The organism is Pseudomonas sp. R62 (assembly GCF_000257605.1).
Lineage (GTDB): Bacteria > Pseudomonadota > Gammaproteobacteria > Pseudomonadales > Pseudomonadaceae > Aquipseudomonas > Aquipseudomonas atacamensis.
Map to the genome: position 1 here is coordinate 3577597 of NZ_JH635998.1, position 2878 is coordinate 3580474.

At 54.8% G+C, this 2878-nt stretch carries 2 pseudogenes; both read left to right on the forward strand.

Annotated elements, in window-relative coordinates:
• A pseudogene (locus OQK_RS17170) lies at window positions 1-774 on the forward strand (hypothetical protein); the annotation flags it as partial.
• 200 nt (window positions 775-974) lie between these two features.
• Window positions 975-2878 (forward strand): annotated as a pseudogene (locus OQK_RS30465) (hypothetical protein); the annotation flags it as partial.

The following is a 2878-nucleotide window of genomic DNA, read 5'->3' on the forward strand; positions in this document are numbered from 1 at the left end:
CCTCTGCTCAGTAATGTCGATGTCGACTGGCACGGCATTTGGCAAGCCGAAGTGACGTTGCCGGTGGGCAGCAAAACAATCTGGGCTCGGCAAAGGTACATGGATGAAAGCGGCACACTGCAGGAGTCGAAAGACAGCGAGCCGCTGCACTTTGACGTCGTGCCGGCCGCCCCCTTCATTGAAACCCCGATCGAGGACGATGCCATCGGGCAGCAGGTGGTGGTGTGCGGTTTCGGCGTGCCGGGCGATACGGTTACGGTGACGCTGGTCGGTGCCACGCGCTCAGAGCCGGCAAGTGGAATCGTGCAGGAAAATCGCACCTGGTCAGCGATGCTCGATGCAAGTTCGCTGGTCGGGGGGCTTTACCGGCTGGAGGCATTCGCATCCCGGGACGGTTTCGAATCGTTTGAAACCCTGCGCTCGGTCATGTTGGGTACTTTTGTGCCTGTCCTCGACGAGCCGGCGGCGGGACGCTGGGTCACTCAGCCAGTGCAGTTCAGCGGCAAGGGTCGTCCGGGCGTGGGCGCCGTCGTGAGTTGGTACAACCCGGACGTGCAGTGGCTGGCTCAGGCACCTGTGGTCGATGAGCAGTGGCGCGGGGAGGCGACGCGGGCACTGCCGCTGGCGGGTAACTGGTACCGATTCCGGCAGACTCTGACTGACGCAGCGGATGACGCAACGATGTCCGATTGGGCGGACAGTGCGCGTTTTGAAGTCGAAGCCGCGCGCCTGATCAGCCATGCCGGGCGGCGTTTCATATGTACAAGTTGGTGAACTCTGAGTGATGTGTGGCAACAACGCAAGCTGATGCAGTCGCGTTTAATGGCTGAAGGACGCAAGCATATTAAGGCGTGGAATAGTTACCGTTGGTCGGGACTGTCAGGTTTTACAGGTGTAGCGATGCGGCGCATCGGTATTCAATGAATGTGACCTGTTTTATCTATCAGCCAGCTTGCCCTTTCTGAGATCCGGCCATGGAACAAGATGATGGTATTAAAGATCCTTCCGACAGCTTGCCCCCGAAACAAGAGGTAGTCCGCGCTGAGGAGATCGGAACGGATGTGGCATTTGTAACCCATGAGCTGCACGCGGAAGAAGACGGTAGGTGGGCGCAGCTTCGAGTGAGCTATGCCTACTCCTACGATGGTTCGACATTTACTTGCATCGTGTCAGCGTACAGAGCAAAAGAGAATCGACGTTATGAAGGGAATGTAAAATTCTATCTTTCGTTGGTTAGCGGTGAAGGTAATGTAAGAGAACTGACGGGCAGTGCTCGCCAGACCGGTGAGTGGATCGATCTTGATGAACCCTATCGAGAAATGATTATCGCCAATCAGAGAAACGTAACAGTGGGGTTCGATTATATTTATGATGTAGATAACGCAAGTGATCCGGTTCTGAAAACCTACAAGATCGCCAATTATCGGATGCCCATTCCAACCATCAGTGCAATCCGAAACTTCACATCTTCAACTTTCGCTGTCAAGGGTACGGGGGCAATATACCGTTATACTGTTGTCCTGGACGATGGGCGCGGTACGATTGGGGCAAAAGAGGCTTTCTACGATCCTTGGTCAGTGCCAGTCACCGTGGCAGAAAACAAAAATTCTCTAATGTTTCAAGCATATCAAATGTACGGTGGTAAGGTTTCCGAGCGGACGGGTTATATAACAGTCTACCGCGCTCGAATTACTTTCCCGGCAGCTAATGCTTTGATGTTGGCAAAGGATGTGGTTGGTTTCAGAGGTATTGCTGCGTCGGGTACTGATATCAGAGTAGTTGGGCACTCAAATCACTATGAGAACTGGAGCGACGTTATTACTGTCGGAGATGCCGGTACGAGTTGGGAGGCTAAGGCAACAAAGGTCCCAGTAAGTGGGACGATCTCGGTTACCGCTGAACTCAAATCACCGAATATCAGTCATTTTTATACCGAGGCCGCGACTTTCAGAGTCATGGGTGTGCCGTCAATATCCGAACCACCTGAGTTGGCAATCCATGATCCAGACTTCCTCCTGAAAGGAACCAACGGCCTGGCTGGCGCGCGATTGAGAGCATTTTTCGATCTGACGAATGATTCCGTTCCTGGCTGGGAAGTCGTTAGCGATGTAGACGGGCCGTGGGAGGGGATGATCAAAGTGCCGCCAGGGGCGATCAGCCTTGTTGTCGAACAGGATCTGGATGGCGTGTCATCCGGACGCAGTGCACCACAAGCCTTCAGGATTCGCCCGCCCACCCTGCAACAGCCCACCGTCACCTTCGCTGGAACTACAGTAACTTTCTCCGGCAAGGGTTATTACGATTCCAAACGCAAATCTGAAGTCCAGTTCACCGTCAGGGGGGGGACGGTGCAAGTTCCCACGCCCGCAAATGCCGAAGTGATGCCGAGTGGCACATGGAGCACCGCAGCGCAGGAATGGACTGTCGGTACCTACAACGTTACCGTCATTCAAAAAATCGCTGACAACGCCAGCGGCTGGATCGAGTCGCTCCCGCTGACCTTCGAAGTCAAAAACATTCTCCCCGATGTCAGTGACGTGCAATTCACCAACGACTACCAACCGACCTTCAGCGGCAAAGGCTTCAACGGAGCCATGGTGCATCCAAACAGGCCCAATAGCGGATACCTCGAAGCGCCTGAAGCTGAGGTCGACGGCGGGCGATGGTCTACCAAGGCTTCAACGGTCTGGGGACCGTCGTTCGAGCGTGAGGTACACATAAAGCAATTTCTCGACGGTCATCAGTCGCCAAACTGGTTTGTGCTGAAAGTCACCATCGCGCCGCAAGCCCCAGGCCTGAACGACCCTGAAGATGAAGGGCTTTCGCGAAGGTTCAGCGGTACGTGCTGGCCGGGTGCAACCGTGAACATTGAGTACAG